Raw genomic sequence first — 25,670 nt, 5'->3', positions numbered from 1 at the left:
CTCAGCTCACGCGTCCCGCGTACGACCGGGCGGCGTCGACGATGGCTGCGAACAACCGCAGATCCTCCAGCGACTGTTCCGGATGCCATTGCACCGCAAGCACAAACCGGTCCCCGGGCAGCTCCAGCGCCTCGACGACGCCGTCGGCGTCCCGCGCGCTGACCACCAGGCCGTCGCCCACCCGGTCGACGGCCTGATGGTGATAGCTCGGCGCATCGGCGGATTCCCCGATCAGCGCGGCCAGCCGGGTGCCCGCGACGGTGCGCACCGGCAGCCTGTTGAACACCCCATTGCCCGCCCGATGCCCGCTGTGCCCCAGGACGTCGGGCAGGTGCTGATGCAGGGTGCCGCCCAGCGCGACGTTGAGCACCTGTGCCCCGCGGCAGACTCCCAGCACCGGCAGGCCCCGGCGCAGCGCGCCCCCCAACAACGCGAATTCCCATGCGTCGCGGTCGGTGCGGGGCTGGTCGGTGGTCGGGTGCGGTTGCTGACCGTAACTGGCGGGGTCGAGGTCATATCCCCCGGTGATCACCAGCGCATGCAGGCCGTCCAGTACGGAGTCGACGATCTCGTCGTCCACCGGCTGCGGGGGCAGCAACACCGCGATCCCGCCGGCCTGAACGACGCCTTCGAAGTAGTCGGCGGGCAGGAATCCGGCGCGGATATCCCAGATGCCCGTCTGCACCTGCTCCAGATACGTCGTCAGGCCGACCACCGGGCGCCGTGGCGATCGCAAGCGCGGCGCAGCCGGGCGCGGCGATCTAGAGGCGTTCAAACCCACGCATCCTCTCCCAATCGGTGACCGCCGCGTTGAACGCCGCCAATTCCACCCGGGCGTTGTTCAGGTAGTGGGCGACGACGTCGTCGCCGAACACGTCCCGAGCGAACGTCGAGCGCTCGAACGCCGAGACCGCCTCGGCCAGCGTGCCGGGCAGCCGCTCGACGCCGGGAGTCTGGTACGCATTTCCGGCGCAGGGGTCCGGTAGCTCCAGGCCCCGTTCGATACCGTACAGCCCGCCGGCGATCATCGCCGCCACCGCCAGATACGGGTTGACGTCGCCCCCGGGAACCCGGCACTCGACCCGGGTGCTGGGCCCATGACCGACCACCCGCAACGCGCAGGTGCGATTGTCCAGCCCCCACGCCAACGCGGTGGGCGCGAAACTGCCGTCGGCGAATCGCTTGTAGGAGTTGATGTTCGGCGCGTAGAACAGCGTGAGATCACCCAGGGTGGCCAGCAGGCCGGCCAGGAAACCGCAGAACGCCGGCGACATGCCGTGCGGGCGGCTGGGATCGGCGAACACCGCGCCGCCCTGCGAGTCACGCAGCGAGAGGTGAACGTGGCAGCTGTTCCCCTCTCGCTCATCGTATTTCGCCATGAACGTCAGGCTTTTGCCGTGCTGGTCGGCGATCTCCTTGGCGCCGTTCTTGTAGATCACGTGGTTGTCACAGGTGACCAGAGCGTCGGCGTAACGGAATCCGATTTCCTGCTGGCCCTTGTTGCATTCGCCCTTGACGGCTTCGAAGCGCAGGCCGGCGCCGATCATCCCCCGCCGGATGTCACGCAGCAGCGGCTCCATGCGCGACGACGCCGAGATCGCGTAGTCGATGTTGTAGTCGCTGGCCGGGGTCAGCCCGCGGTACCCGCTGGCCCACGCCTGCCGGTAGGGCTCGTCGAACACGATGAACTCGAGCTCGGTAGCGACGTCGGCGGCCAGGCCGCGTTCGGCCAGCCGGTCGACTTGGCGGCGCAGGATCGCCCGCGGCGACACCGTGACCGGACTGCCGTCGGCCCAGCCGACGTCGGCGATCACCAACGCCGTACCGGGCAGCCACGGGATGCGCCGCAGGGTGGACAGGTCGGGCGTCATGACCGTGTCGCCGTAACCGGTGTCCCAGCTCGAGATCGCGTAGCCGCCGACGGTGTTCATGTCGACGTCCACGGCGAGCAGATAGCCGCAGCACTCGGCGCCGTGTGCGGCCACATCGTCGATGAACAGCCGCGCGTCGATCCGCTTCCCGACCAGCCGGCCCTGCATGTCGGCGAACGCCACGATGACGGTGTCCACCTCGCCGGTGTCCACCAGTCGTTCGAGCGCCGTCAACGACAGCATCTGGGTCTTGGGATCGGTCACAGCACTGTCTTCACTGGCCATGACCGTCAGTCAACCAGGCACTACCAGGTGCTGGCGCGCAAAATGATCTCCGCGGCCAGTTGCGCCGTCGACTCCTGCACGCTGCGCCGCCCCAGGTGCACCACCCGGTAGTCGGCGTAGACGTAGCGCTGGCTGGCCTGTGCCACCGCCCGCGCGGCCGGCGAGCTGACCAACACGGTGGTGCCGATCTCGACGGGCGGGCAGTGTCCGTCGGTGATGGCGCCTTCGTAGTCGGCGGCCTTTGGGTGGCCGCGGTCGACTACCACCAGTCCGACGAAACGGCCGAGCCGGGTTGCGGTCAGTTCCCACGCGAGTTCGGCGCCGGCGCGGTCGCCCATCACCACGGCCCACCCGATGCTCAGCGCGTCGAGGACGCCGATCACCGACTTGGGCGTCAGCCGCGAATCGAACCCGATCACGACCGTCCGAAGCGACGCGGTGTGCAGGCGCTCGCAGACGGCGTCATACGCCGCCGGGATGCGGTTCTCATCCCCCAATATGACGACGACGACGCCGGTCTCCGGGCCGGCCACAACCACCGGGACGGGGAACCCGTCCAGCGTGGTCATCATCGAGGACACCCCAGCACGCTACAGCCAAGCGGCGTGCGAGCGCGACGATTCTGGGCAATTTATACAGAGACTTAACGTTTTTACCGCGTCGTCAACGGCGACGTTCGAGCCGCCAAGACAGCGAATCACTCACGGCCGCAAGCGACTTGCGAGATGTGGCCGGCGTGGCGGCGGACCGTCAAGCAACCTGAGAATACCGTCGATGTCGAGATGGCAGGCCAGCAGATCGGCGGCGAGGTCGAGTTGCGCATCGCGGCGCGCGGCGACGTCGACGTGGCCGACCACGAAGCCGCTGCGGCCGGCCGCCTCGGCGACCCGGCCGAGCCAACCGCGCCGGAACTCGTCGTTGTCGAGCAAGCCGTGCCAATGGGTCCCGAACACCGCGCCACGCACCACGCCCTGCGGGTGCGGATCCGCGCCGGCATCGAACCAGCTCTGTTCGCCGCAGCGGGCGACCCGGCCGTGATGGATCTCGTAGCCGCTCAGCGGCTGCCGCCAGCGCCGCAGCGTCTTGTCGGGATGAAAGGTGATGTCGACGTCCAGCAGCCCCAGCCCCGGCACGCCCGCGGTTCCGGATTCCACCGGATCGTCTAGGCGACTGCACAGCATCTGAAATCCACCACAGATGCCCAGCACCGGCTTCCCGGTAGCAGCGTGCGCGGTGATCGCGTCGCCAAGGCCGCGATCGCGCAGCCAGGTCAGGTCTAAGACAGTGGCCTTGCTGCCCGGGACGACGATCAGGTCGGTGTCGGTGAGGTCGGCGGGGTCGACTACCCAGCGAACCAGCACACCCGGCTCGCAGGCCAGCGCCTCGACGTCGGTGGAGTTGGAAATGCGGGGCAGCCGAACGGCGGCCACCCGCAGCCACTGGTCACCGCGCGGGGGCGCGGGCGTGCCGATGACGCGGTGCGCGACCACCGACAACGAATCTTCGGCGTCCAACCACAGCTCGTCGGCGTACGGCAGCACCCCGTAGGTCGGGCGCCCCGTCAGGTCGTGCAGCTGACGCAACCCGGGTTCGAGCAGCGCGGGGTCACCGCGAAATTTGTTGACGATGAAGCCGGCGATCAGCGCCTGGTCGTCGGGTTCGAGCACCGCGACCGTCCCGAACAGATGCGCCAGCAGGCCTCCCCGATCGATGTCCCCCACCAGGATCACCGGCAGATTCGCGGCCCGGGCCAGCCCCATGTTGGCCAGATCGGTGGCGCGCAAATTGATCTCGGCCGGCGAACCTGCCCCCTCACAGATCACCGCATCGAATTCCTCGCGCAGGCAGGCTAATTCGTCGAGCACGATGGAGGCCAGCCGATCACGATGCTGCACATAGCTTTTCGCGCTGACCGAGCCGGCGACCTGACCGTTGATCACCAGCTGCGAGGTGCGGTCACCGCCCGGCTTGAGCAGGATCGGGTTGAATCGCACGCTGGGTTCCAGACCCGCCGCGCGTGCCTGGATCGCCTGGGCCCGGCCGATCTCACCGCCTTCGACGGTCACCACCGAGTTGTTGGACATGTTCTGCGCCTTGAACGGGGCGACGCGTACCCCGCGGCGGGCCAACAACCGGCACAGGCCCGCCACCACCACCGATTTCCCGGCGTCGGAGCTGGTGCCCGCGACCAGCAACGCTCCGGTCATCGGAGCAAACGTCATGGCAAGGTGAGGATTTCGACGCCGGTGTCGGTGACCAGCAGGGTGTGCTCGAATTGCGCAGTCCACTTGCGGTCCTTGGTGACCACCGTCCAGCCGTCGTCCCAGATCTCGTAGTCCAGCCCGCCGAGGTTGATCATCGGTTCGATGGTGAACGTCATCCCCGGTTGGATGACGGTGGACACCGACGGCTGGTCGTAGTGCAGGACCACCAGGCCGTTGTGAAACGTGGTACCGATGCCGTGGCCGGTGAAGTCACGAACAACGTTGTAGCCGAATCTATTTGCATACGACTCGATGACGCGGCCGACGACCGAGAGCGCACGACCGGGCTTGACCGCGTTGATGGCGCGCATCGTCGCCTCCCGGGTTCGCTCCACCAGCAGCCGGTGTTCTTGCGCGACATCGCCGGCCAGGAAGGTCGCGTTGGTGTCGCCGTGCACCCCGTCGATGTACGCCGTGACATCGATGTTGACGATGTCGCCGTCGGCGATCACTGTCGAATCCGGGATTCCGTGGCAGATGACCTCGTTGAGCGACGTGCAGCACGACTTCGGGTAGCCCTTGTAACCCAGCGTCGAAGGGTAGGCGCCGTGGTCGACCATGTACTCGTGGGCGATCCGGTCCAGTTCGTCGGTGGTCACCCCGGGTGCGACGGCTTTGCCCGCCTCCACCAGCGCGCCGGCCGCGATCCGGCCGGCGACGCGCATCTTCTCGATCACCTCGGGGGTCTGCACCCATGGCTCGCTGCCCTCTTGGGCCGTCGGCTTCCAGGCGTACTCGGGGCGCGGGATGCGGCTGGGCACCGGAAGAGTCGGGGACAACTCTCCGGGAGCGAGCGCGGTGCGAGCGGGCATGGCGCCAGCTTAATGGCAGGCCGCGCGACCCGGCCGAGCGTCGAGGCGCGGCCCCTGGCCGCGAAGTGCCGCGCAGCGTTCAGTGTGTCGTCACGGCGGGAATTCGCACGTTTTCTCGCCGCCAACGCACACTCGACGAAGGCGGGCGCTCAGAGCCGCTGGCGGCGCAGCAGCGAGCGGCGCGGCCCCCTGATGTTCACCGAGCCGCACACCACCCGCCCGGTCAGCACCACGTGCGGCCGGCCCTCACCAGGCGGGTCTTTGCGCCGGTCGCTGGCGCTGCCCACATACACCTCGACGTCGTCGATCGACGCGCTCGCCCCGTCGGGCAATCGAATCTCCACCGAGCCGAATCTCATGTCGAGTTCGACGACCACCACCGGGCCCGCGAATCGGGCCTTGGTGAGGTCGAGTTCCACTGAGCCCAGGCGGCGGACCAGCGCCAGGCGGGTCGGCACCGTCCACTCGCCGTGGCGCTTCAGCGAACCCGCCCAGCCGCGCAGTTCCACCCGGTCGGCCGCGGAGGTGACGATGGCGCCCGGCCCCGGCAGGTCGCCGACCAACCCGTCCAGCTCGCCGCGCGTGCGCGCGTAGGACACCTGCGACGAACGCTGCTCGAACTCGTCGATGTCGATCAGCCCGAGCGCGACCGCGTTGTGCAGTCGTCGCATCGTGCCATTGCGGTCGGCGTCGGAGACGCGCAACGCCACCATGTCGCCGCCGGTATCCGTCATGTTCGCAATTTACCGCTGCAGCGGCCCGGGGTCGCTAGGCAGATGGCGCCGCCCCGCTGCGCCCGGCGCACGCGCCGCGCTTGCGACCGGCGCTAGGCGAGGAAGTTCGGCGGCAGCGCTTCGAACATGAACTTGGTCATCCGGACCGCCCACTCCGAGCTGCCGCCCCCCACGATCAGCGAGGCGAAGGCCAGGTCGCCGCGGTATCCGGCGAACCAGGAGTGCGATCCGCCCGGGAATTCGGCCTCACCGGTCTTTCCGTAGATCTCGCCGCACCCGGCGATCTCCTTGGCGGTGCCGTTGGTCACCACCAGACGCATCATCGGCCGCAGCGCGTCGATCATCTTCGGGCTGATCGGCGTGGTGTCACCCTGCACGGCCGTCTGGCGGCCCACGATCAGTTGGGGCACGGGCGTCTTGCCGGCGGCGACCGTGGCCGCTACCAGGGCCATGCCGAACGGGCTGGCCAGCACTTTGCCCTGGCCGAAACCGTCCTCCGTGCGCTCGGCCAGGTCCACCGTCGGTGGCACCGAACCCGTCACGGTGGTGACGCCGTCCACCGTGTAGTCGAGGCCCATCCCGTACTGGGCCGCCGTTTGGGTCAGACCGCGAGGCGGCATCCGGCTGCTCAACTCCGCGAACGTGGTGTTACACGAGCTGGCGAACGCGCGTGACAGCGACACCACGCCGAGATCGAAGCCGCCGTAGTTGGGCACCGTGCGGTGACCGATGTCGAGGTGGCCAGGGCAGCCGAGCATCGAGTTGGGCGTGGCCATGTCGCGGTCGACGGCCGCGCCGGCGGTGATCATCTTGAACGTCGACCCCGGCGGGAACAGGCCGTTGGTGGCGGGCAACCCGTCCGCATCGGCGCCGCCGTTCTGCGCGATCGCGAGGATCTCTCCGGTCGACGGCTTGATCACGACGATCATCGCCTTGCCGCCCTTGTTGTCGACCGCGCGCTGGGCGGCGTTCTGCACCACCCGGTCCAGGGTGATCGACACCGAGGGCGCCGGTGACCCTTCGACCTCGTGCAGCACTTCGACCTCGACGCCGTTCTGGTTGACGCTCACCACCCGCCAGCCCGCCTCACCGTCGAGCTGGTCCACCACGGCCTTCTTCACCGCGGAGATGACCGCCGGCGCGAAATGCGGGTCGGTGGGCAGCATTTCGGGCTGGGGGGTGATCACGACGCCGGGCAGGTGCCCGAACAGGGGCGACACCTTGTCGTTGTCGTCCGGATGCAGGGTCACCCCCAGATCAACCGGGTGAGGCGTCGAGCTGGCTTGCTCGGCGAGCAGCTGCGGGTCGTTGAGGGCCCCGTTGAAGGGGTGCAGCACATCGACGATCGCGTGTGCCGTGCCGGACAGGGCCGGACCGGCCTGGGTGGCGTCCAGCGTGTAGTGGTACAGGTAACCCGGGACCAGCACGTCGCTGCCGCCGACCTCGTTCACCGAGGCGCGGTGCGGCCGATCGGCGCGCAGCGCGAAAGTCTGGTGCTCGCCCAGCTTGGGGTGCAGCGCGGTGGTGGTCCACCGCACCGCCCAGTGCCCCTCGTCGCGGGCCATCTTCAGCTGGCCGTCGTAGGTCCAAATCCGGTTCTTGGGCAGGTGCCAGGTGAAGCGATAGCCGACGGTGCCGCTGTCCTCGGCGTACTTGGCGTTGAGGACCTGGGCGTCGAGGTGGGATGCCTGCAGGCCGGACCAGGCCGCGTTGAGCGCCTCGCGGGCCTCGTTGGGGCTGTCGCTGAGCTGCGCGGCGGTCGCGGTGTCGCCGATGGCCAGGGCGCGGAAGAATTTCTCCGCCGCCGGGCCCGGGCCGTCGGGCCGGGGCGTGCATCCGGACAGGACGATGACCGCGACCAGCAGCAATCCTGAGGCAGATGAGGCCATTGTTGTTCTAGTTGCCATCGGTGCAAATGTTAAGAACTGTGGCCTGAACGGTGGCGCCGACACACCGAGACCGATCCGTGATGTCTGGATCGAGGGCGTCCTCGTCCGCCGGGCGTCACGCCAGCGTGCCATTCCTCACCGGGCGTCACGCCAGCGTGGCGGACCGCTGCAGAAGGCGCTGCTAGTCGAGCAGCACCGTGGCGAAGGTGCCGATCTCGGTGAAGCCCACGCGGGCGTACGCGGCGCGCGCCACGGTGTTGAAGTCGTTGACGTACAGGCTGGCGGTTCGCCCGGTGCCGACGATCACCGCGGCGACCGTCGCGGTGCCGGCGGTGCCCAGGCCGGCCCCACGCCACTCCGGGTGCACCCATACGCCCTGGATCTGGCCCACGCCCGGAGACTGCGAGCCGACCTCGGCCTTGAAGACGACCTGGCCGTGCTCGAACCGCGCCCAGGCGCGACCGGCCGTGATCAGGCTGGCGACGCGTCGCCGGTAGCCGCGTCCGCCGTCGCCGACCCGCGGGTCGACACCCACCTCGCCGATGAACATGTCGACGGCGGCCACCAGGTAGGCGTCCAGCTCTTCGGGCCGGACCTGTCGCACCCCGGGGTCGAGCTCGCAGCAGGGGTGGTTGGACAACGCCAGCAGCGGCTGGTGGTCGCGCACGTCACGCGCCGGGCCCCAGGCCGCCTCAAGCCGCTCCCACATCGGCATCACCAGCTCGGCCCGGCCGACGAGCGACGAACAGCGCCGCGTCCCACGCATGGCCTCGTCGGCGAACGCGCTCAGATCGGCCGGCGCCCCGCGCAGCGGGATCAGGTTGGCGCCGGCGAAGCACAGCGACTCGTCGGCACCGCGCAACGTCCACAGTTCGCCGCCGATGGAATTGGGATCGATGCCGTGGTCGGCCACCCGCGCCGCGACCATGCACGACGCGACGGGGTCGGCGTCGAGCACCCGCCAGACGGCGGCCGCGTCGCGCACCACGGACACCCGTCGCTCACCGACAAGGCGGAACAGGGGCGGAGCCGACATATGGCGAACTCTCTGTGGTGCGAACTCTTCGACCGGGCGCTGGCGATAATCAGCTTACGGTGACAACAGGTGAACCGCTCGATGTTGCATCCGGTCCGCCGTCGGTGCCCATTTCCGCGGCGATTCGCATCGCCTCTTCGATCAAAGTCTCGACGATCTGGGCTTCGGGCACCGTCTTGATCACTTCGCCACGAACGAAGATCTGGCCCTTGCCATTTCCCGACGCGACGCCCAGGTCGGCCTCGCGGGCCTCCCCCGGGCCGTTGACGACGCAGCCCATCACGGCCACGCGCAGCGGCACGTCGAGGCCGTCCAGCCCGGCGGTCACCTCGTTGGCCAGCGTGTAGACGTCGACCTGCGCGCGCCCGCACGAGGGACACGACACGATTTCCAGACCGCGCGGCCGCAGGTTCAGCGATTCGAGTATCTGGATGCCGACCTTGACTTCCTCGACCGGCGGCGCCGACAGCGACACCCGGATGGTGTCGCCGATGCCGCGCGACAGCAGTGCGCCGAAGGCGACCGCGGACTTGATGGTGCCCTGGAACGCGGGGCCGGCCTCGGTGACCCCGAGGTGCAGCGGGTAGTCACATTGCTCGGCCAGCTGCTCGTAGGCGGCGACCATCACCACCGGGTCGTTGTGCTTGACGCTGATCTTGATGTCGCCGAAGCCGTGCTCCTCGAACAGCGAGGCCTCCCACAGCGCCGACTCGACCAGCGCCTCGGGGGTGGCCTTGCCGTACTTCTCCATGAACCGCTTGTCCAGCGAGCCCGCGTTGACGCCGATGCGGATCGGGATGCCTGCCGCACCGGCGGCCTTGGCGACCTCGCCCACGCGGCCGTCGAATTCCTTGATGTTGCCGGGGTTTACCCGCACCGCGGCGCACCCCGCGTCGATGGCGGCGAAGATGTACTTGGGCTGGAAGTGGATGTCGGCGATAACCGGGATCTGGCTGTGGCGGGCGATCTCGGCCAGCGCGTCGGCATCCTCCTGACGCGGGCAGGCCACCCGGACGATGTCGCAGCCGGCCGCGGTCAACTCGGCGATCTGCTGCAGCGTCGTGTTGACGTCGTGCGTCTTGGTGGTGCACATCGACTGCACGGAAATCGGATGATCGCTGCCGACCCCGACGTCACGGACCATCAATTGGCGCGTGGTACGCCGGGGAGCGAGCGTGGGCGCCGGTGTCTGCGGCATGCCCAGGCCAATGGTCATTTGCGCCACTCCTCCTCATCGCTACACTCTGCATCGTCGCCGGCGCGGGTCACGGTGTTGATTCCTTCGGTCTCGTTACTGGAAGAGCCTGATCGGGTTGACCAGATCGGCGGTCACGGTCAGCAGCATGTAGCCGACCACGAACACCAGCACGACGTACGTCGCGGGCATGAGCTTGAGGTAGTTCACCGGCGCGGCCGCGACCATGCCACGGGCCGACCGGATCAGGTTGCGGATCTTCTCGAACACCGCGATGGCGATGTGGCCGCCATCGAAGGGCAGCAACGGCACCAGGTTGATCGCGCCCAGGATCAGGTTCAGCTGGGCCAGGAAGAACCAGAACGCCACCCACAACCCGTGGTCGACGGTGTCGCCGCCGACGATGCTGGCCCCGACGACGCTCATCGGCGTCTCCGGGTCGCGCTGCCCGCCGCCTATGGCGTGCACCAGCGCACCGACCTTCGTCGGGATCGCGACGAGCGCCTTGCCCACCTCGCGAGTGAGGTCACCGGTGAAGGCGAGGGTGGCGGGGATCGCCGTCAATGGCCCGTAGTGCGTGGGCGCGACCTTGACCGCGCCGACGCCGATGGCGCCGACCGTCGAGGGTTGCTGCCGACCGCCCTTGGCGTCGGACCCGGTGCTCAGGTAGCGCTGGGTGGTTGTGACGTCGACGTAGGCGGTGATGGTCGTGCCGTTGCGCTCGGCGACGATCGGGACGTTGCCGTGCAGCTTGCGGATCGCGGCGGCCATGTCCTCGAAGGTCGAAACCGGGGTGTTGCCCACCTTGACGATGACGTCGCCTGGGCGGATACCGGCGAGCGCCGCCGGACCGGGCCCGGTGCAGTCCGCGACCTTGCCCGGCGCCACTTCCGGTGCCACGCAAGCGGTTTCGCCGACCACCGCCCGAGTCGGCGGATGCAGGTTCGGCAGGCCCCAGATCAGCGCGATGCCGTAGAGCAACACCAGGGCGATGACGAAGTTCGCGGCCGGACCGGCGAACAGCACCGCCACCCGCTTCCACACCTTCTGCTTGAACATGGCGCGGTCGGTCTCGTCGGGCGCCAGCTCCTCCACCGAGGTCATTCCGGCGATGTCGCAGAAGCCGCCCAGCGGAACCGCCTTGAGGCCGTACTCGGTCTCCCCGCGCCGGGTCGACCACAGGGTGGGGCCGAAGCCGACGAAGTAGCGCCGCACCTTCATGCCGGTCGCGCGCGCAACCCACATGTGCCCGCACTCGTGCAGGGCCACCGAGATCAGGATGGCCAGTGCGAACAGCACAATGCCGATAACGAACATCATCTGGTCTGCTGGACCTTTCTCACACCACTCCGGAGGCTTTTGCTGACACCTTGGCGGGCTGGACTTGTGCGACGGAACGCCGCGCCCGGTCACGTGCCCAGCGCTGCGCGTCGAGTACCTCATCCACGTTAGCGGGTACTTCCCCAAATTTGGGTGCCCACTGGTCGGCGGCGTGCAGCACGTCGGCGATGGTTTTGACGATCGCGGGGAACCCGACCCGGCCAGCGAGGAAGGCCTCCGCCGCCTCTTCGTTGGCCGCGTTGTAGACGGCGGTCATGCAGCCACCGGTCTGCCCGGCGTATCGGGCCAGTTCAACGGCGGGGAACACCTCGTCGTCCAGGGGCTCGAAATCCCAGCTAGAGGCCGTGCTGAAGTCGCAGCTCGCGGCCGCAGCGGGGACCCGCTGCGGCCAGCCCAGGGCCAGCGAGATCGGCAGCTTCATATCCGGGGGGCTGGCCTGGGCCAGCGTCGAGCCGTCGACGAAGGTGACCATCGAATGAACGATCGACTGGGGGTGCACGACCACCTCGATGCGGTCATACGCAATGCCGAACAGCAGGTGGGTCTCGATGAGCTCGAGCCCCTTGTTGACCAGCGAGGCCGAGTTCAGCGTGTTCATCGGGCCCATCGACCACGTCGGATGGGCGCCCGCCTGTTCCGGGGTGACGTCCTCGAGCTGTGCGGCCGTCCAGCCGCGGAACGGGCCGCCGGAGGCGGTCAGCACCAGCTTGGCGACTTCGTCGGCGGTCCCGCCGCGCAGGCATTGCGCCAGCGCGGAATGTTCGGAGTCGACCGGCACGATCTGCCCCGGCTTGGCGGCCTGGAGCACCAGCGGACCGCCGGCGATCAGCGATTCCTTGTTGGCCAGCGCCAGCCGGGCGCCCGACTCCAGCGCCGCCAGCGTCGGCCGCAGGCCCAACGCCCCCACCAGCGCATTGAGCACGACGTCGGCCTCGGTCTCCTGGACCAGCCGGGTGGCCGCTTCGGGCCCGGCGAAGGGGATGTCGCCGGCCCGCTGCGCCGCCGCTTCGTCGGCGACCGCGATGTTGGTCACACCCGTCTCGGCGCGCTGGCGCAACAGCATGTCCAGGTTGGCGCCCCCCGCCGCAAGGCCGACCACCTCGAAGCGGTCCGGGTTGGCGGCGATGACGTCCAGCGCCTGGGTGCCGATGGAGCCGGTGCTGCCCAGCACCAGCACGCGGAGCCGCTCCCGCGTTTGCCCGTCGGTCATCGGGTTGGTCACCCACTCATTGTGCCGCCCGGCACCGACCGGGGCCATCTGCCGGGCCACGCCCCCTAGCCCGCCCGGGGGTGTGCCAGAATTCTCCAAGGACAAGCCAATCCGATCCGAAGGGGATTTCGCCGTGGCCAGTACCGAGGTGGAGCACGTCAGCGGCGTCGATGCCGTCGAGGTCCCGTCGGCAGCGTGGGGTTGGAGCCGGATCAACCACCGGAGCTGGCACATCGCGGGACTGGTCGGCTTCGGCTTCCTGCTGGCGATGCTGCGCGGCAACCACGTCGGCCACATCGAGAACTGGTTCCTGATCGGTTTTGCGACGCTGATCCTGGTGGCTCTGATCCGCGACCTGTGGGGCCGTCGCCGCGGCTGGATCAGGTAGCCGTCACCGGTCGCCTCGCGGTTCATCCGCGTTCGGCGGCCAGCTGTCCGCAGGCGGCGCTGATTTCGCGTCCGCGAGTGTCGCGCACCGTGCACGAGACGCCCTTGCCGCGGACCCGCCGCACGAACTCCCGCTCCACGGCTTTCGGGCTGGCGTCCCACTCGCTTCCCGGGGTCGGGTTGAGCGGAATCAGGTTCACGTGCACCAGCGGCCCGAGCGCGCGATGCAGCCGCTGCCCCAATAGATCTGCGCGCCAAGGCTGGTCGTTGACGTCGCGGATCAACGCGTACTCCACCGAGACCCGGCGTCCGGTGACATCGGCGTAATAGCGTGCGGCGTCGAGGGCTTCGGTGATCTTCCACCGATTGTTGACCGGCACCAGCGTGTCGCGCAGTTCGTCGTCGGGCGCGTGCAGCGACAGCGCGAGCGTGACGCCGAGGCGTTCGTCGGCGAGTTTGCGGATGGCAGGCGCCAGGCCCACCGTCGACACGGTGACCGAACGGGCCGAGATACCGAATCCCTGTGGCGGCGGGGCGACGATGCGCCGCACCGCGGCGACCACGCGGGCGTAGTTGGCCAGCGGCTCCCCCATGCCCATGAACACCACGTTGGACAGCCGGTCGCCGAAGTCGTCGCGCAGGGCCGCGGCGCCGGCGCGGACCTGTTCGAGGATCTCGGCCGTCGACAGGTTGCGGGTCAACCCGCCCTGACCCGTCGCGCAGAACGGGCACGCCATGCCGCAGCCGGCCTGCGACGAGATGCACACCGTGTTGCGTTGCGGATAGCGCATCAGCACCGACTCGACGGTGACCCCATCGAGGGCCCGCCACAGCGTCTTCCGCGTCTGGCCGGCGTCGCAGGTCACGTCGGAGGCCGCGGTCAGCAGAATGGGGAACATCGTCTCGGCGATGGCGTCGCGCAATCCCGCCGGCAGATCGGTCATCTGCCGCGGATCGGCGATCAGGCGGCCGTAGTACTGATGCGCCAGCTGCTTGGCGCGAAACGCCGGCAGGCCCAGCTCCGCGACGGCGGACGCGCGGCCGTCCTCGTCGAGATCGGCCAGGTGCCGCGGCGGCCTGCCGGGGCGGGGCTCGGAGAAAACCAACTGTTGAACCATGACCTGTCCAGTATCGGTCACGTTCGGACCGGCCTAGCGAACGAGTGTCAGCACCGTCCAGGCCGCGACCGCCGATGGCAGCACCCCATCGAGCCGATCCATCAGGCCGCCGTGGCCGGGCAGCAGCCGGCCCATGTCTTTGATGCCGAGATCGCGCTTGACCTGCGATTCCACCAGATCGCCGAGCGTGCAGGTCAGCACCAGGACAACGCCCAACAACGCGCCGATCCACGGCGGCTTGCCGGCCAGGAAGGTCGCCGTCAGCGTCGCCGCGGTGATTCCGAACACCAGGGAACCGGCGAATCCCTCCCAGGACTTCTTGGGGCTGATCGCCGGGACCATCGGATGCTTGCCCAACAGCGACCCCACGGCATATCCGCCGGTGTCGGAGGCGACGACGGTGATCATCAGGCAGAACACCCGCCCCGCCCCGTCGTGCGGGTAGACCAGCAGCACGCCGAAGGACGCGAACAGCGGCACCCACGCGGCCAGGAACACGGTGGCCGAGGCGTCCCGGAGGTAGTTGGACGAAGAGCCGTCGGCCGGCTCCGTCCGTGTGCGGCTGTCCCGCATGAACAGCCGCCACACGTTACACACCACGACGGTGACGCCGAAGCCGGCCAGTGCGCCCGCGGCGTGGAAGGGCCAGGTCAGCCAGACGGTGAGCTGGCCCCCCGCCAGCAGCGGGATCACGGGTATGACGTAGCCGGCTTCGCGCAACCGCCGGACCACCTCATGGGTGGCCACGACGATGGCCAGGGCGACGATGGGGACCCAGAACCGCGGCGCGAACACCAGTGTCACCACCAGGACGCCGCCGATAGCCGTGCCCACCGCGATGGCGGCGCGCAAGTCGCGTCCGGCCCGGGATGCCTTTCCGGCCGGCTGTGCGACGGTGTCCTTGCCGGCGCGCGCTGGATCGTCGGGCGGGTCGGTTGCGCCGGGTTCTGGAGTGGCCACTGGTGTGGATGAACTTAGCTGCTGAGCGGTCGCTAGACCTCCAGCAGTTCGCCTTCTTTGTGCTTGACCAGCTCTTCGATCTGGGTGACGTACTGGTGGGTGGTCTTGTCCAAGTCCTTTTCGGCCCGGCCGACCTCGTCCTCGCCGGCCTCGCCGTCCTTGCGAATCCGGTGCAGCTCCTCCATCGCCTTGCGGCGGATGTTGCGCACCGAGACCTTGGCGTCCTCCCCCTTGCCCTTGGCCTGCTTGACCAGCTCCCGGCGGCGCTCCTCGGTGAGTTGCGGGACCGCCACCCGGATCAGGGTGCCGTCGTTGGTGGGGTTGACGCCGAGGTCGGAATTGCGAATCGCCGTCTCGATCGCGCCCACCTGACTGGCTTCGTAGGGCTTGATGACGACGAGGCGCGCCTCGGGCACGTTGATACTGGCCAGTTGCGTGATGGGCGTGGCCGCGCCGTAATAGTCGATCACGATCCGCGAGAACATGCCCGGGTTGGCACGCCCGGTCCGGATGGTCGACAGGTCGTCGCGGGCAACGGCTACGGCCTTTTCCATTTTCTCTTCCGCATCGAAGAGAGCCTCGTCAATCATGTGCGTCGCTCCTCTTCATTGCTGCGCTGCACGTCCTCCCACGGCACGTCATCGCGTCGTCGGTTTCAGGTGGTGACCAGAGTCCCGATCTTCTCACCAGCGACCGCCCGGGCGATATTGCCATTGGTCAGCAGGTTGAACACCAGGATCGGCATGCCATTGTCCATGCACAGGCTGAACGCGGTTGCATCGGCCACTCGTAGCCCGCGGTCGATGACCTCACGATGACTGATCGCGGCGATCAATTCGGCATCGGGATGCTGCCGCGGATCCGCGTCGAACACGCCATCGACGGCCTTGGCCATCAGGACCACTTCGGCGCCGATCTCCAAGGCACGCTGCGCGGCGGTGGTGTCCGTGGAGAAGTACGGCAGTCCCATACCGGCTCCGAAGATCACCACGCGCCCCTTCTCGAGGTGGCGCACGGCGCGCAGGGGCAGATAGGGCTCCGCGACCTGACCCATGGTGATGGCGGTCTGGACCCGGGTGACGATGCCTTCCTTCTCCAGGAAGTCCTGCAGCGCCAGGCTGTTCATCACGGTGCCCAACATGCCCATGTAGTCCGAACGGGTGCGTTCCATGCCGCGCTGCTGAAGCTGGGCACCCCGGAAGAAGTTGCCGCCGCCGATTACGACGGCGACCTGGACGCCGCCGCGAACCACCTCGGCGATCTGTCGCGCCACCCGCGCCACGACATCGGGGTCCAGGCCGACCTGGCCGCCACCGAACATCTCACCGCCGAGCTTGAGCAACACCCGCGAATACCTCGCCCTGCCGAGCGGCTGGCCAGAACCCGATCCGTTTTCCGGTGCAGATGTCGATACGCCGTTGCCGCCGGTTGCCGGCTCCGGCCTCGGAGCCGCCGAGCCGGCGACTTGGGGCTCCCTGGACTCCGTCATCAGACTCCTCGCATGAGAGTGCCATCCCGGGCGACCTCAATCCGGAACGGCATTTCACATCCTGCCTCATCGCAGCACAATGCGGCCTCGACGGGGTGCATTATGCGCACAGTTGGAGCGCCGGACCAATTTTCGAGTCTGGCGGTACCGAAATACCTCACGCCGATGTGCTTTCTGCCGACGCGCGTTTGAGCCACGGATGGCATGGGAATCCGCATCAACGCGGCAGAGATGCGGTCTTAAGCAATGAGGACCGGCCTCGCCGTATGACCGGGTCGATCGCTCGCGATCGCCGTTGAGCAATGGATCGCTCAGAGTACGCCAACGAGGAGGAAGCACTTCCATGGCTGAAGAAAACAAGTCCGGACCTGCCGAAGCTGTGAAAGGCGTCGTCGAAGACGTCAAAGGCAAGGCCAAGGAGGCCGTAGGCGCGGTGGCCGGTCGTGATGACCTCACCCGCGAGGGCCAGGCGCAGCAAGACAAGGCCGAGGCGCAGCGCGACGCGGCGAAGAAGGAAGCCGAAGCGGAGGCCGCGCGCGGCGGCGCCAAGGCGGCCGAGGAGCGCCAGAAAGACGCCCAGTAGCACGTCGTAGACGATGGGCCCGGTCCGTGAAAACGGGCCGGGCCCGTCGTTGTCCGCAGGCGCATCGGCCAGTACTGACCTCAAGTCGCATAGCTTTTGCATAGTTTCGGACGAGCTGGGTACCCACGGCTAGCGCTGTACGACATCTCCGCAGAGGTGCCTACGGACCGGGGGGAACCGGGACGTCACGAGGTTAGGAGATGCGGTTGGACGTGGTGGTGCTCACCGACGAGGACGACTTCGAATCTGCCCTCCCGTTGTCGACGTTCGCGCAACCGATGCGGCGCGCCAGCCTGACGGCGGACACCGACGGGCAGTGCGCCATGGCCGACATCGCCATCGTCGATGCGCGCACGAACATGGCGATGGCCCAGGATGTCAGCTCTCGGCTGACGACCGACAACCCCGGCACCGCGGTAGTGGCGCTCGTAGCACCGGCCGACGGTGCCACCGTCGAAGTCGACTCCCACTTCGATGACGTGATGCTGCCCGGCACCGGCGCCGAAGAGTTACAGGCCCGGTTGCGCCTTGCGATCAGCCGCCGGCGCAGCGCGGTCGAGGGCAGCCTGAAGTTCGGCGACCTCCTTCTGCATCCGGCCAGTTCCACCGCGTCGCTGGACGGCAGCGACCTCGGTTTGACGCTCACCGAGTTCAAACTGCTGAACTTCCTCGTGCAGCACGCCGGTCAGGCATTCACGCGAACCCGGCTGATGCGAGAGGCATGGGGCTACGACAGCACCGGCAAGGCGCGGACCGTCGACGTGCACATCCGGCGGCTGCGCGCCAAGCTCGGTACGCGCCACCGATTCATGGTCGACACCGTCCGCGGAGTCGGCTACCGAGCCGCAACGCCGCCGCAACCGGAATGGGTCGCCGGCTCGAGGCTCACACCGATCTGGACCTCGACGACAACTCCCGCGCGTGGTCCGATGAATCCGGAACCAGCAGAGCCCTGAGCAGCAGTCGATCAGCCAAAGAGCGGAAACGCACGCTTGCGCGCCAGCGCATCCATTCCGTCCTGGATCGCGTCTTGCACCTCGTGGTATTTGCGTTCGACGTATTGGTCGTCGTCCGCTCGCGCGGGATCGTTGTCGAGTTCCACGGCGGGCATGAACCGGGTTCTGATCTTGGCCGGCAGGGGCAGCTGCGGCAGTGCCGCCGGTGCGATCCCCCAGGGCAACGAGACGGCCAACGGAAATACCTTGAGCCGCAAGATACGGTCCAGGCGCAGGGTTTTCGACAACCGGTCACCGCGGATCAGCACAGGCATCGCGTCGGCGCCGCCGACGGTCGCGATCGGCACGATCGGTACGCCGGCCCGAATCGCCATCTTGACGAAGCCGGTCCGTCCCGCCAGGTTGGCCTGATCGCGCTCGGTCCACGGGCGCAATGAGTCCACTTCCCCGCCGGGCCACAGCGCCACGTCACGGCCTTCCGCCAATGCGGTGGCGATCGCGTCGGGCGCGGCCGGCAGCACCCCCATCGCTCGGAAGTACCGCCCGAACAAGGGGATTGCCATCAGCGCATCGTGGGCGGTGCCGTGCAGGGGCCGCTCCTGCCCGAACCGCCGCCACCATTGCAGGCCAACGGTCCAGGCGTCCCAGACGAATGGGGCCCCGGAGTGAATCCCCACCAGAAGCGCCGGCGGCTTCTCCGGAATGTTCTCCCACCCGTCGATTTCCATCCGAAACCAGTAGTCCACCAGCACATTCCACAGATATTTCTGTCGCTGCAGGGTGGTCTCGTCCTGGCCGGAAAGGTCCCATCGCGCCGCACGCTCGGCCACCCAGCCGCTCAGCCCGCCTGCTTGGTTGTCACGCCGTTCTTCCATCGCCGCGCGGGCGTCCTCGGCCTGCCGCCTCGCTTGGGCGCGTACCGGCGCCGGCCTGTGATCCGGGTTACTCATGCCGTACCGGGTACCCGATTCGGGCGCGCACGATTCCCCCGGACGCAAATCTCCCCGCGCCACTCGGCGTGGCGCGGGGAGCATTTGCAACCCGTTTAGGCGGTGTGCGGCGCCGGTGCGGGCGGGGCACCAGGTGCCGGTGCCGGGCTGTTCGGCGCGGCAGGCTCCGAGCCACCCTGCATGTTCGACGTCCACATCAGGATGTCCTGCATCCCGTCGTTGTAGACGACACCGTTCGGCGGCGCGCCGGTCACGTCGAAGTACAGCGTGCCGGTCGACTCGTTGCCCTGGGAGATCGGCGCCGGGTTGAGCCCATTAGGGGCACCGACCTTGTCGATCACCCGGTAGTTCTGGCCGTTGGGACCGCGGGCGATGAAATCGTTGACCATGGGAGTTACCAGCCCGCCGTCAGACCTGGCGGTGACGTCGGCCTGGTACAGCGTGCCTTTCGGCGTGTAGCCGGGGATGGTGACATTGCTGGGCTGCAGGTTGCTCACCGTGTAGTTGGTGATCAGCGGCCCGTCGACGAGCTGCTCGCTGGTGCCGAACCCCTGAATGTTGGGCGCGGCAGAAGCGGGCGTCGCGAAAAGGGTCGCCACCGCTATCCCCCCGGCAGCGGCAGCTGTCGCGACGGCAGTCTTGGTGACCTTCATTGTTCATTCCTTTCGTATCGAACAATTGCCCCCCTGAAGGGCATAGAGGTATAGCCAGCAAAATAGCCAACCCGCCGCCGTCTTAAACATCGGCAGTGATATCACGTGGTCAGCGGCGGAAATTCGATTGCATTCTTGAGCAGTATCTTTCGCATCAGGTGATAACAAATGCATCATTACTCACAGCCGCGCGTGACGATTAGGCCGAGTGCCGAAGGGTAATCGGTGCGCTAGGGCCGATCCGGCCTCGAAGCGGTCGAGGGCCTATTCAAGGCGGCCGCGAAGGGAGCAGTCACGTGCAACGCGGAGCGCGATTGAGGATCACAAATCACGTTGAATCGGTAAAGGAAATCGCATGGGTTTTGTAGCGCAACAACAATCCGTTCCCGGTGTGCAGGCGCAAATGGACCCGATTCCCGATTGTGGTGAAAACAGTTACCAGGGATCGGCAAAACTGCTGGGCAAAAGGGCGATCATCACCGGCGGCGACAGCGGCATCGGACGCGCGGTCGCGATCGCGTTCGCGCGCGAAGGCGCCGACGTGCTGATCGCCTACCTCAACGAGGACGACGACGCGCGCGACGTCGCCCGTTACGTCACCAGCGCCGGGCGCAAATGCGTGCTGGTGCCCGGCGATCTCTCCGACCCCGCGCACTGCCGCGCCGTCGTAGACCGGGCGGTGCAGGAACTGGGCGGCCTGGACATCCTCGTCAACAACTCCGCGTATCAGATGATGCGCAAGAGTCTCGACGAGATCAGCGACGAGGAGTGGGAGTACACCTTCCGGCTCAACATCGGCGCGTATTTCTATCTCGTCAAGGCGGCCGTGCCGCACATGAGCCCCGGCTCGTCGATCATCGGCAGCTCGTCGGTCAATTCCGATACGCCCAATCCCACGTTGGCGCCCTACGCGGCGACGAAGGCCGCCATCGCCAATTTCTCGGCCAGCCTGGCCCAGCTATTGGGCGACAAGGGCATTCGGGTCAACAGTGTGGCTCCAGGACCGATATGGACGCCATTGATCCCGTCGACCATGCCGCCGGACAGCGTGGAGTCGTTCGGCGACAACGTGCCGCTGGGACGCGCCGGTCAGCCCGCTGAACTCGCCCCGATCTATGTGCTGCTGGCCTCCGATGACGCGAGTTACATCTCCGGTGCGCGGGTGGCGGTGACCGGCGGGCGACCGATTCTGTAGGCGGCGGGGCTCCGGGTCGCCTGGCAACGTGTAACGGTGCGCTCACCGGGGTACAGCCCGAACGCAGGATGGCATCGACGTGACCAGTGCGGCGCGGTAGAAGGAGTGCAGATGAGCACAACAACGCGGGAGCCCGAGCCGATCGGGACCGATGACGACTTCGAGCTACTCGCCGACCAGGTCGCGGCTCTCAAAGAACTCGCGCGACTCGACGACGTCCCCGAGGGCCAGATCTACGACTTCGGAATCCGTTGGGGGGCAGCACTTGCCGGGCGGTTCCGGCGGCTGGTGCACTACAGCTGTCTTGGCCTGCTCGACGAGGCCGCCGAACGCCGGTTCCAATCCCTATGTGACGAGCTGCGTTCGGTGTCGGATTTGATCGAGAGGTTCGGTCTCGCCCGGCCACGGTTCACCGATACCCCGAGCCACCCCAGGTTGCGCTAGCTTGTCTCGCCCTGGCCCGGCTCGCGATGTCCTCGACATTGGAGATCTCCCGGTAGTCGGACAAGAACTCGTTGGCCGCCAACACGATTCCGGTGCGCGGCGCGGGGCAGCCGCCATTGCGGCAGGTCAACGCCACCATGAAGGCGTCGTCATCCTCGTCGAGGAACAGGAACCCGAGATACAGCGCGTGCCCTACGGCGAAATCCTTGGCGCCGCATCCGGCGCAGTGACCGCCCTTGACCGCCACCAGCTCTAAGACCCGTTCGCGCTCAACGCTTTGCAGGTCGATCAGCTCGGGCCGCACGCTCGTATCGGTCATCTCAGATCTCCACGTCCTTGTCGTAGTGGACGTTGTCCTCACGCCAGCCGCCCAGACCGTGGCCGATGCCGGAGTAGTCGTCGATGAACTCGATCTGGTTGATCCACTTCGCCATCTTGAAGCCGACCTGGGTCTCGACCCGTAATCGCAGCGGCGCGCCGTGCTTGATGGGCAGCGGCTTTCCGTTCATCTCGTAGGCCAGCAACGTTTGCGGCTTGTAGGCGAGTTCGAGATCGATCACCTCGTAGAACTGGCCCTCTCCTTCCGCGCTCGGCTCGTCGCGGCCGGTGTCTTGCATGGTCAGAAAGCAGATGTATTTCGCCTGCGGCAGGGGACGCACGTGGTCGGCGAGCTGGGCCAGCGGCACGCCACTCCACTGGCCGATGCTGGTCCAGCCCTGCACGCAGTTGTGCATCACGCGTTGCGACTGTCGATCGGCGAGGGAACGCAACTCGTCGAGGTCCAGCGTCACGGGGTTCTCCACCAGGCCGCCCACCCGCACACGCCAATCGACGAAGTTGTGCACGGCCATCACCTTGTACTCGGCGCTCGTCGGCGGCTTGCCGTTCACCCGGTGTTCCTTGGACGTCATGCGCTCGGGGTAGTTCTGCTTGGAATTCAGCGGCCGCAGTAGGACTTTGCGGGCGCGGGTGACCACGGCGCCCAGCACGCGGCGAACCTGAACGGGTCGGCGCAGACTCCACACCGTCGCCGCGATGTGCACGGCAACGATGGCCGCGATGATCACCAGCGACAAGACGGTGGCCCAGCCGATGTTGCGGACGGAGCCGAAGATCATTGCGGCGGTGAGCTGGCCCCAACTCCAGAAGAAGATCATCGACAGGTGGATGACGATGAAGACCAGGAAAGCGACCAGGCCGAGGAAGTGCAGGCTTCGCGCCCATTGCCGACCGCCCCACATGCGCACGTACCACGGGAACGCGGCCTCGATCGCCGGAGACTGCGCGGCGCCGGTCAGGATCTGAAACGGTGCCAACAAGAAGATCACGCCGGCGTAGGTCAGCTTCTGGATGGCATCCAGGGGTTCTCCGGGCAGCAGAGGCGGCAGGTTGAAACTCATGTAGGTGACGATGTCGTTCCACGCCTCGGGGAAGATCGACCATGAGGCCGGCCAATAGCGGTGCCACTGGCCGGTGGCGAACAGCAGGATGTAGTACGACAGCCCGACGAGGATCCAGCCGATCACCGAAAAGAAATGCCAGTGCCGGCCCATGCCCAGTTTCTTGTGGCCGGGCAACGAAAACAGGGAGCTGTAGTCCTCCTCCTCGTCGAGGGTGTCGTAAAGCTTGTTGATCGGCATTTCCTTGACCGTGAAGCGCGCCCACTCGCTGCCCGGCTTGCTGTCGTCATGCCAGTACAGCTTCGGGTGGGTGGACAGGATCTCGACGCCGCTGCGGATCACCAAAGTCAAAAACAACACGTTGAGCCAGTGGTCGATACGCAGCCACGCCGGGTAGTCAAGGACTGTCATGTCTTCACCGTTCAGTCGCGCCAATTCTGCCGTTGCGGATACGCCACGTTGATGCCGGACAAGACGGTGGTGTGCACGGCGATGAAGCCTGCGGCGAGCGCCATGGCAAGCGTCCCGGGCGCCAGGTCCCAGCGGCCGGTCAACGCCACCAGCCCGGGCAGGCCGGCGAACCGGCTGACCACATAGATCACCAGAAAGGCCGCGCTGATCAGACTGCCGGCAAACCAGCCCGCCTGCGGCACAAGAGGTTTGAGGGGAAACGCCATCGCCCCGGCGGCGGCGAGGCAGGCGGCGATCAGCACGACGACGTATACCAGGAAATACAGCGGTAGACCCGGCCGGCTGGCCAACAGATAGGCATGTATCGCCGCCAGGCCCACAAGCAGCGATGCGCCCAAGCCCGTCACCGTGCGTGGCAGATCAAAGGCGACGTAGCCGTTGAGCGTGAGGAGGGGCGAGGTGAAAACCTTGTGCCACGCTTTGAGCCACAGGCGTGCGAGCAGCCCGACCATTACCGCTGACTACCCGCCTGACCGGCCGACAAACTGATGTTCGGCAAGCTTTCAGCGTCTTCACAGTTTGCGTTTGGAAGCGGTGGGTCAGTAAGGGCCACAACGGTTCTGGGGTTCAGTGCTCTATGGCGGTCGTGGGCATCGTCGGGTACGCCGGCGCCACGCTCTGGCTCACGGTTGGATACGGGGCCACCGGATACGGAGTCGTCGGATAGGTGGTCGCCGGATACGGAGTCGGCAAAGAGGTGGTCGGGTACGGAGTTGTCGGATAGGAGGTGGTCGGGTGGGTGGAAGTCGGGTAGGTGGTGGTCGGGTAGGTGGTGGTCGGCGACGTCGTCGTCGCCGGTGGCTGCGTGGTTGTAACCGTCGACCGCGGCGGCTGCGATTCGGTCGACTCGGAAGTCGGTGAGACCGGGGCGGCGCTGGTAGTCACCGGCGGTGCTAGCCGCGACGATTCGACCGGCGGGGTTACGTTGCGCACGTTATCGGTCGGTCTGTTCCCGACGCCGCCCAGCCGCACGGCCAACCCGGCGGCCACGAGCAGCACCAGTGCGGCCGCGCCGGCGGTGCTGACCAGCACTGCCGAGCGTCGTAGCCACGGCCGTCGCCGCGGCCTGGCTGCGACCTGTGGAGCACCGCGGGAGACCTCAGCGCTCGGCGGGATCGCGCCGGCCTCCTCATGGTCTACAAGCTCGTCCTCGCGTGCAGGTATGGGCACCTCGCCGGAAGAGGCTTCCTGAGACCACGCCAGCGCGCGGTACGTCGCCGACTGGTCGCCGTCGGCGGCCGCTTGCCCCGCGGCGCTGTGGGCAGTCCCGGCCGCCCAGGCCGTCGGGCCCACCTCGGTGGCTGCGACGCCTTCCGTCCGGGCGGCTGGCGCCTGGCCTGCGACAGTTGCCGGGGCGCCGACGGCACGACATGGGCCCGGCGCACCGGCCGGAGAACGCAGTTGGGCCAGGACCGCTGCGCCGATAGCCGCACTCAACAGGGGTTGCGATGTCGTGACAACCGGCGCCTGCAAACGCTCCGACAATTGGTTGGTGATCAGCGGGATACAGGCACCACCACCGACCGTGGCGACCGCGGCGAGTCGCTGCGCCGGAATCTGATTGCGTTGCAACACATTTACGACGCAGTCGATGAAACGTTGCAGGGGTTCTTCGATGAGTTCCTCGAACTCGCCGCGGGTCAACCGGACGTCGGATCCGACACCGGGAAGATCAGCCGGGATGACGGCGACCGTCGCCGATGACAGCTGTTCCTTTGCGTTCCGGCATTGTTCGAGGCGACGACCCAGCGGAGCCAGCGGCGCGGTGTTGGCAGCGTCGGCACCCATGTTCGATGCGACGTGTCGCATGATTGCCTGGTCGAGCTGATTGCCGGAGAAGCCGCTGTAGCGCAACGTCGGAGCGATCTGACGGAAGTTGGCGGCGGCATCGGTGAGCGTGATGCTGCTGCCGCTCGCGCCGAAGTCGCACAGCACCACGCCACCGTCACTGGGAAATCCGGGTTGGGCGTACAGCGCGGCCAACGCGGCCGTGCCGTCGCAAATGAAAGCCGGTGGCGCCTCGGGCGCGAGGGCGGGGTACTCGCGCAGCGCCGCCCGCAGTGCGGCGACCTGACGCTCGTGCCAATGCCCGGGCACCGCGATGGCGACCGGGGCCCCACCGACGCTGCGCGCCATCCCGTCGAGCGCGGCGGCGGTGAGCGCCGCGGCGGGGTGACGCGTTCCGTCGGCGGCGGCTAACGGTTGGTCGTCTCCGACCCGCTCGACGAATCCGCCGAGAAGCAGGCCGGATTCGTCCAGGCGAGGATTCTCGCTCGGCGTGCCCACCTCCGGGGGCCGGTGGCCGTACATCGTCAAGACCGACGCGCGGGTCACCGGGGCGCTGCCGGTGCGCGCGGCCACCAGGTTGGCCGTGCCGATCGACAAGCCAAGCGGGCCGCTCATGTCTCCCCCGATCCTCTCCCGCCG

The 25,670-nt window shown here is 67.6% G+C and carries 26 protein-coding genes; 5 read left to right on the top strand and 21 right to left on the bottom strand.

Features of this window, described 5'->3' with window-relative positions; genetic code table 11:
• Position 1: 1 nt before the first annotated feature.
• The 11 genes from AC5Y30_RS14645 to dxr all read right to left on the bottom strand — a co-directional run bounded on the left by AC5Y30_RS14645 (position 2) and on the right by dxr (position 12,649).
• On the bottom strand, positions 2 to 796 hold the full coding sequence (locus tag AC5Y30_RS14645) for a gamma-glutamyl-gamma-aminobutyrate hydrolase family protein (RefSeq protein ID WP_499919813.1): 795 nt from the start codon (positions 794 to 796) through the stop codon (positions 2 to 4).
• Positions 762 to 2,156, bottom strand: a complete 1,395-nt coding sequence (locus AC5Y30_RS14640) for a glutamine synthetase family protein (protein WP_499919184.1) — start codon at positions 2,154 to 2,156, stop codon at positions 762 to 764. Before AC5Y30_RS14640 ends, AC5Y30_RS14645 begins: the two co-directional genes overlap by 35 nt.
• A 20-nt stretch (positions 2,157 to 2,176) precedes the next feature.
• Entirely contained in the window at positions 2,177 to 2,728 is a 552-nt protein-coding gene (locus AC5Y30_RS14635) for an alpha/beta hydrolase (RefSeq protein ID WP_499919812.1), read from the bottom strand.
• 129 nt (positions 2,729 to 2,857) lie between these two features.
• Positions 2,858 to 4,363: a cobyric acid synthase gene (locus tag AC5Y30_RS14630; RefSeq protein WP_499919811.1), complete on the bottom strand. Its 1,506-nt coding sequence runs from the start codon at positions 4,361 to 4,363 to the stop codon at positions 2,858 to 2,860.
• An 11-nt stretch (positions 4,364 to 4,374) separates the two neighbouring features.
• The gene (gene map, locus AC5Y30_RS14625) at positions 4,375 to 5,232 is read right to left on the bottom strand and encodes a type I methionyl aminopeptidase (protein WP_499919183.1); all 858 of its coding nucleotides are present in this window, start codon (positions 5,230 to 5,232) and stop codon (positions 4,375 to 4,377) included.
• Positions 5,233 to 5,381: 149 nt separating this feature from the next.
• The gene (locus AC5Y30_RS14620; protein WP_499919180.1) at positions 5,382 to 5,966 is read right to left on the bottom strand and encodes a DUF1707 SHOCT-like domain-containing protein; all 585 of its coding nucleotides are present in this window, start codon (positions 5,964 to 5,966) and stop codon (positions 5,382 to 5,384) included.
• A gap of 92 nt (positions 5,967 to 6,058) precedes the next feature.
• Positions 6,059 to 7,873, bottom strand: coding sequence for a penicillin-binding transpeptidase domain-containing protein (locus tag AC5Y30_RS14615; protein WP_499919179.1), 1,815 nt, complete (start codon positions 7,871 to 7,873; stop codon positions 6,059 to 6,061).
• Positions 7,874 to 8,036: 163 nt separating this feature from the next.
• Entirely contained in the window at positions 8,037 to 8,891 is an 855-nt protein-coding gene (locus AC5Y30_RS14610; RefSeq protein WP_499919178.1) for a GNAT family N-acetyltransferase, read from the bottom strand.
• Between the two features lie 49 nt (positions 8,892 to 8,940).
• Positions 8,941 to 10,107, bottom strand: coding sequence for a flavodoxin-dependent (E)-4-hydroxy-3-methylbut-2-enyl-diphosphate synthase (ispG, locus tag AC5Y30_RS14605; protein ID WP_499919177.1), 1,167 nt, complete (start codon positions 10,105 to 10,107; stop codon positions 8,941 to 8,943).
• Between the two features lie 75 nt (positions 10,108 to 10,182).
• Positions 10,183 to 11,406 carry a M50 family metallopeptidase gene (locus tag AC5Y30_RS14600; protein ID WP_499919176.1) on the bottom strand — a complete coding sequence of 408 codons (1,224 nt, stop codon included), beginning with the start codon at positions 11,404 to 11,406 and terminating at the stop codon, positions 10,183 to 10,185.
• A gap of 19 nt (positions 11,407 to 11,425) precedes the next feature.
• A complete protein-coding gene (gene dxr / locus AC5Y30_RS14595; RefSeq protein WP_499919175.1) occupies positions 11,426 to 12,649 on the bottom strand; it encodes a 1-deoxy-D-xylulose-5-phosphate reductoisomerase in 1,224 nt (407 codons plus the stop codon).
• A gap of 121 nt (positions 12,650 to 12,770) precedes the next feature.
• Here dxr and AC5Y30_RS14590 point away from each other — a divergent pair, with 121 nt between their 5' ends.
• Positions 12,771 to 13,025 carry a DUF2631 domain-containing protein gene (locus AC5Y30_RS14590; RefSeq protein WP_499919174.1) on the top strand — a complete coding sequence of 85 codons (255 nt, stop codon included), beginning with the start codon at positions 12,771 to 12,773 and terminating at the stop codon, positions 13,023 to 13,025.
• Positions 13,026 to 13,047: 22 nt separating this feature from the next.
• On the opposite strand, the gene rlmN is transcribed toward AC5Y30_RS14590, so the two are convergent.
• From rlmN to pyrH, 4 genes are all read right to left on the bottom strand, one after another.
• On the bottom strand, positions 13,048 to 14,142 hold the full coding sequence (gene rlmN, locus AC5Y30_RS14585) for a dual-specificity RNA methyltransferase RlmN (protein WP_499919810.1): 1,095 nt from the start codon (positions 14,140 to 14,142) through the stop codon (positions 13,048 to 13,050).
• Between the two features lie 33 nt (positions 14,143 to 14,175).
• Complete coding sequence (locus tag AC5Y30_RS14580) at positions 14,176 to 15,102, bottom strand: phosphatidate cytidylyltransferase (protein WP_499919173.1); 927 nt, start codon at positions 15,100 to 15,102, stop codon at positions 14,176 to 14,178.
• Between the two features lie 32 nt (positions 15,103 to 15,134).
• The gene (gene frr / locus AC5Y30_RS14575; protein WP_067130836.1) at positions 15,135 to 15,692 is read right to left on the bottom strand and encodes a ribosome recycling factor; all 558 of its coding nucleotides are present in this window, start codon (positions 15,690 to 15,692) and stop codon (positions 15,135 to 15,137) included.
• 65 nt (positions 15,693 to 15,757) lie between these two features.
• The gene (pyrH, locus tag AC5Y30_RS14570; protein WP_499919172.1) at positions 15,758 to 16,591 is read right to left on the bottom strand and encodes a UMP kinase; all 834 of its coding nucleotides are present in this window, start codon (positions 16,589 to 16,591) and stop codon (positions 15,758 to 15,760) included.
• Positions 16,592 to 16,934: 343 nt separating this feature from the next.
• Between pyrH and mbp1 the strand changes: the two genes are divergently transcribed.
• Entirely contained in the window at positions 16,935 to 17,174 is a 240-nt protein-coding gene (gene mbp1, locus AC5Y30_RS14565; RefSeq protein WP_499919171.1) for a microaggregate-binding protein 1, read from the top strand.
• A gap of 200 nt (positions 17,175 to 17,374) precedes the next feature.
• Entirely contained in the window at positions 17,375 to 18,130 is a 756-nt protein-coding gene (locus AC5Y30_RS14560; protein WP_499919170.1) for a winged helix-turn-helix domain-containing protein, read from the top strand.
• 11 nt (positions 18,131 to 18,141) lie between these two features.
• Here the strand turns inward: AC5Y30_RS14560 and AC5Y30_RS14555 are convergent, their stop codons facing one another.
• Entirely contained in the window at positions 18,142 to 19,080 is a 939-nt protein-coding gene (locus AC5Y30_RS14555; RefSeq protein WP_499919169.1) for a lysophospholipid acyltransferase family protein, read from the bottom strand.
• 95 nt (positions 19,081 to 19,175) lie between these two features.
• Positions 19,176 to 19,733 carry an MPT63 family protein gene (locus AC5Y30_RS14550; protein WP_499919167.1) on the bottom strand — a complete coding sequence of 186 codons (558 nt, stop codon included), beginning with the start codon at positions 19,731 to 19,733 and terminating at the stop codon, positions 19,176 to 19,178.
• A 355-nt stretch (positions 19,734 to 20,088) separates the two neighbouring features.
• Here AC5Y30_RS14550 and AC5Y30_RS14545 point away from each other — a divergent pair, with 355 nt between their 5' ends.
• Both AC5Y30_RS14545 and AC5Y30_RS14540 read left to right on the top strand, forming a co-directional pair.
• A complete protein-coding gene (locus tag AC5Y30_RS14545) occupies positions 20,089 to 20,928 on the top strand; it encodes an SDR family oxidoreductase (RefSeq protein ID WP_499919165.1) in 840 nt (279 codons plus the stop codon).
• Positions 20,929 to 21,039: 111 nt separating this feature from the next.
• Positions 21,040 to 21,372, top strand: a complete 333-nt coding sequence (locus tag AC5Y30_RS14540) for a hypothetical protein (protein WP_499919162.1) — start codon at positions 21,040 to 21,042, stop codon at positions 21,370 to 21,372.
• On the opposite strand, the gene AC5Y30_RS14535 is transcribed toward AC5Y30_RS14540, so the two are convergent.
• The 4 genes from AC5Y30_RS14535 to AC5Y30_RS14520 all read right to left on the bottom strand — a co-directional run bounded on the left by AC5Y30_RS14535 (position 21,338) and on the right by AC5Y30_RS14520 (position 25,646).
• Positions 21,338 to 21,691 carry a hypothetical protein gene (locus tag AC5Y30_RS14535; RefSeq protein ID WP_499919158.1) on the bottom strand — a complete coding sequence of 118 codons (354 nt, stop codon included), beginning with the start codon at positions 21,689 to 21,691 and terminating at the stop codon, positions 21,338 to 21,340. The two genes, AC5Y30_RS14540 and AC5Y30_RS14535, sit on opposite strands and share 35 nt — an antisense overlap.
• Before the next feature lies 1 nt (position 21,692).
• Entirely contained in the window at positions 21,693 to 23,183 is a 1,491-nt protein-coding gene (locus tag AC5Y30_RS14530; protein WP_499919156.1) for a molybdopterin-dependent oxidoreductase, read from the bottom strand.
• Between the two features lie 11 nt (positions 23,184 to 23,194).
• Complete coding sequence (locus AC5Y30_RS14525) at positions 23,195 to 23,695, bottom strand: oxidoreductase (RefSeq protein ID WP_499919153.1); 501 nt, start codon at positions 23,693 to 23,695, stop codon at positions 23,195 to 23,197.
• A 115-nt stretch (positions 23,696 to 23,810) separates the two neighbouring features.
• A complete protein-coding gene (locus AC5Y30_RS14520) occupies positions 23,811 to 25,646 on the bottom strand; it encodes an Hsp70 family protein (protein ID WP_499919151.1) in 1,836 nt (611 codons plus the stop codon).
• Positions 25,647 to 25,670 lie beyond the last annotated feature (24 nt).

The organism is Mycobacterium sp. NGS27 (assembly GCF_059813005.1).
The sequence above is the reverse complement of the archived record's forward strand: the minus strand, read 5'-3'. Positions and strand labels throughout refer to the sequence as shown.

What these genes read in the sequence shown, in the direction of transcription:
- AC5Y30_RS14640 (WP_499919184.1), bottom strand. Translation starts at nt 2,156, where the DNA reads ATGGCCAGTGAAGACAGTGCTGTGACCGATCCCAAGACCCAGATGCTG.
- AC5Y30_RS14635 (WP_499919812.1), bottom strand. Translation starts at nt 2,728, where the DNA reads ATGATGACCACGCTGGACGGGTTCCCCGTCCCGGTGGTTGTGGCCGGC.
- AC5Y30_RS14630 (WP_499919811.1), bottom strand. Translation starts at nt 4,363, where the DNA reads ATGACCGGAGCGTTGCTGGTCGCGGGCACCAGCTCCGACGCCGGGAAA.
- map (WP_499919183.1), bottom strand. Translation starts at nt 5,232, where the DNA reads ATGCCCGCTCGCACCGCGCTCGCTCCCGGAGAGTTGTCCCCGACTCTT.
- AC5Y30_RS14620 (WP_499919180.1), bottom strand. Translation starts at nt 5,966, where the DNA reads ATGACGGATACCGGCGGCGACATGGTGGCGTTGCGCGTCTCCGACGCC.
- AC5Y30_RS14615 (WP_499919179.1), bottom strand. Translation starts at nt 7,873, where the DNA reads ATGGCAACTAGAACAACAATGGCCTCATCTGCCTCAGGATTGCTGCTG.
- AC5Y30_RS14610 (WP_499919178.1), bottom strand. Translation starts at nt 8,891, where the DNA reads ATGTCGGCTCCGCCCCTGTTCCGCCTTGTCGGTGAGCGACGGGTGTCC.
- ispG (WP_499919177.1), bottom strand. Translation starts at nt 10,107, where the DNA reads ATGACCATTGGCCTGGGCATGCCGCAGACACCGGCGCCCACGCTCGCT.
- AC5Y30_RS14600 (WP_499919176.1), bottom strand. Translation starts at nt 11,406, where the DNA reads ATGATGTTCGTTATCGGCATTGTGCTGTTCGCACTGGCCATCCTGATC.
- rlmN (WP_499919810.1), bottom strand. Translation starts at nt 14,142, where the DNA reads ATGGTTCAACAGTTGGTTTTCTCCGAGCCCCGCCCCGGCAGGCCGCCG.
- frr (WP_067130836.1), bottom strand. Translation starts at nt 15,692, where the DNA reads ATGATTGACGAGGCTCTCTTCGATGCGGAAGAGAAAATGGAAAAGGCC.
- pyrH (WP_499919172.1), bottom strand. Translation starts at nt 16,591, where the DNA reads ATGACGGAGTCCAGGGAGCCCCAAGTCGCCGGCTCGGCGGCTCCGAGG.
- mbp1 (WP_499919171.1), top strand. Translation starts at nt 16,935, where the DNA reads ATGGCTGAAGAAAACAAGTCCGGACCTGCCGAAGCTGTGAAAGGCGTC.
- AC5Y30_RS14560 (WP_499919170.1), top strand. Translation starts at nt 17,375, where the DNA reads ATGCGGTTGGACGTGGTGGTGCTCACCGACGAGGACGACTTCGAATCT.
- AC5Y30_RS14555 (WP_499919169.1), bottom strand. Translation starts at nt 19,080, where the DNA reads ATGAGTAACCCGGATCACAGGCCGGCGCCGGTACGCGCCCAAGCGAGG.
- AC5Y30_RS14550 (WP_499919167.1), bottom strand. Translation starts at nt 19,733, where the DNA reads ATGAAGGTCACCAAGACTGCCGTCGCGACAGCTGCCGCTGCCGGGGGG.
- AC5Y30_RS14545 (WP_499919165.1), top strand. Translation starts at nt 20,089, where the DNA reads ATGGGTTTTGTAGCGCAACAACAATCCGTTCCCGGTGTGCAGGCGCAA.
- AC5Y30_RS14540 (WP_499919162.1), top strand. Translation starts at nt 21,040, where the DNA reads ATGAGCACAACAACGCGGGAGCCCGAGCCGATCGGGACCGATGACGAC.
- AC5Y30_RS14535 (WP_499919158.1), bottom strand. Translation starts at nt 21,691, where the DNA reads ATGACCGATACGAGCGTGCGGCCCGAGCTGATCGACCTGCAAAGCGTT.
- AC5Y30_RS14530 (WP_499919156.1), bottom strand. Translation starts at nt 23,183, where the DNA reads ATGACAGTCCTTGACTACCCGGCGTGGCTGCGTATCGACCACTGGCTC.
- AC5Y30_RS14525 (WP_499919153.1), bottom strand. Translation starts at nt 23,695, where the DNA reads ATGGTCGGGCTGCTCGCACGCCTGTGGCTCAAAGCGTGGCACAAGGTT.
- AC5Y30_RS14520 (WP_499919151.1), bottom strand. Translation starts at nt 25,646, where the DNA reads ATGAGCGGCCCGCTTGGCTTGTCGATCGGCACGGCCAACCTGGTGGCC.